This is a genomic window from Actinomyces sp. HMSC065F12 (assembly GCF_001814535.1).
Classification (GTDB): Bacteria; Actinomycetota; Actinomycetes; order Actinomycetales; family Actinomycetaceae; genus Pauljensenia; species Pauljensenia radingae_A.
In genome coordinates this window covers 1-2,036 of record NZ_KV817027.1, presented here as the reverse complement: position 1 = coordinate 2,036, position 2,036 = coordinate 1, and the positions used below count along the sequence as shown (strand labels likewise).

The 2,036-nt window shown below is 57.8% G+C and carries 3 protein-coding genes; all 3 read left to right on the top strand.

Annotation, left to right across the window (positions count from 1 at the left end):
* Nucleotides 1–410: phage antirepressor KilAC domain-containing protein (locus tag HMPREF2975_RS08375; RefSeq protein WP_193600030.1), on the top strand; the 410-nt coding region annotated here is incomplete at its 5' end.
* Nucleotides 407–844 carry a DUF7768 domain-containing protein gene (locus HMPREF2975_RS08370; protein WP_004007630.1) on the top strand — a complete coding sequence of 146 codons (438 nt, stop codon included), beginning with the start codon at nt 407–409 and terminating at the stop codon, nt 842–844. The genes HMPREF2975_RS08375 and HMPREF2975_RS08370, both read left to right, overlap by 4 nt.
* The coding region (locus HMPREF2975_RS08365) for a primase alpha helix C-terminal domain-containing protein (RefSeq protein WP_193600029.1) at nt 841–2,036 on the top strand (1,196 nt) is incomplete at its 3' end. The genes HMPREF2975_RS08370 and HMPREF2975_RS08365, both read left to right, overlap by 4 nt.

Genomic DNA, 2,036 nt, shown 5'->3' with positions numbered 1-2,036 from the left:
TCCTGGAGCATGCCATCGCCACTCTGCGGGCCGAGCGAGCCAAGCGCCTCGCCGCAGAGCAATCCCTGTTGGAGGCGGCACCGAAAGTCTCGTACTACGACGTCGTGCTGCAGTCCGATTCGTTGTTGACGACGACGGCGATTGCGAAGGACTACGGACTCTCCGCGAAGAAGCTCAACCGAATCCTGCGTGATGCTCACGTGCAGTTCCATCAGTCGGGCCGGTGGTTCCTCTACGCGAAGTACGCCGAGCAGGGCTACACCCAGTCCAAGACTCACGAATACGACGAAGGCCAGACCCGCACCCACATGTACTGGACCCAGAAGGGGCGCTTGTTCATCTACGACCTGCTCAAGAACAAGCTCGGCATCCTTCCGGTGATTGAGCGTGAAGGTCAGGTGCAAGCATGAGCGCCACGACACTCGATATTGGGTTTTCGAAGAAAAACACCGAAGGCTATCTGGACTTAACGAGCTACCACGCGCTCAAGAAGCTGCAGCGCGAACAGTTCGGCTACCGGCCCTTGGTTTATATCTGCTCACCGTATTCGGGCGACGTGCAAGCGAACGTTGAGCTCGCCCGCCAATTCTGCGAGCTCGCAGTAGCGGCAGGCAAGATCCCGTTCGCCCCGCATCTGCACTATCCGCAGTTCATGGATGACGCCGATCCCGATCAGCGCGAGTTGGCGATGTTCTTCAACAGGGTGTTGCTCGCTAAATGCGAAGCCCTGTGGGCATACGTGGGTCACGTTAGCCCTGGTATGCGCCTGGAGATCGGCTGGGCGCGAGACCTCGAGTTGCCGATTAAGTACTTCGATTCTGATTTCAAGGAGGTCACCCCATGACCACGCCCTTCACCTTGTTCGCTGCCGCGGTTACCGGTGTGCAGAACAATAACCACTACCCGAACCCACATCAGGTCATTGACGCGGCATCCCTAAGCGTGGTCGCTGGCTTTGATCACGTGGCAGCCACCTACGTGAATGACCGCCGCTCAACTGCAGCGTTCATGTCTTCGGATTGCGTGGTGATGGATATCGATAACGACCATACAGAAACCCACACCGACTGGATCACGCCTGAGAAGCTCGGCGAGTTGATGTCTGGTGTGGAGTTCATGACCGCCACCTCCCGCAACCACATGAAGGCGAAGGGCGTGCTCTCCGCCCGGCCACGTTTCCACGTCTACTTCCCAATCCACACGATCACGAACGCGGACGAATACGCGGGATTGAAGCATCGCCTGGCATCGCGCTTTGGTTTCTTTGATCGCAATGCCCTGGACGCAGGACGCTTCATCTACGGGGCGTCGAACGCTGTGGTGACGGCGCATGAGGGCGACCAGTTGCTCGATGCATGGCTGGACGCGGCTGACGAGATCGACGTGTTCGCCGCCTTCGACGCCTCAACATTGGTCATTGGTGAAGGCTCCCGTAATGCCACGCTCTCTCGCTTCGCCGGGCGGGTCCTCATCCGCTACGGGCAGACCGATCAAGCACGAGACCTCTTCGACCGCAAAGCCAACCTCTGCGAACCACCGCTCAACGAGGGCGAACTGCAGACGATCTGGAACTCGGCATGCAGGTTCGCTTCGAAGGTCGCCTCCGACCCGAGCTATCTGCCACCAGAGGCGTATGAGGCGTTAGCAGGTTTACGTCCGGATGATTTTTCCGATGTCGGTCAGGCAGACACATTGGCTGGCGAGTATGCGAACAAGATCCGCTACTCACTGGCTACCAAGTGGCTTGTCTACGACCATGGCGTGTGGGATGAGAACGACCTGTCCGCACAAGGAGTGGTTCAAGAACTGACTTCTCGTCAACTTGAAGAAGCACAACACCTTATCGCCACAACATGGCAAGACATGGTTTCTACCGGTGCTGACGTGGTGATGGCATCGGCTTCATCGAAAGCCCGCGGCCTAGCAAAACTCAACCCCGCCCAAGTCGCAGCATTCAAGGCGTGGGATGAATCCAAAAGCTATCACAAGTTCGTTCTCTCCAGGCGTTTGTCACGCAATATCACGGCCACGTTGAA

Coding starts and splice junctions, on each gene's coding strand:
- HMPREF2975_RS08370 (WP_004007630.1), top strand. CDS start 407: ATGAGCGCCACGACACTCGATATTGGGTTTTCGAAGAAAAACACCGAA.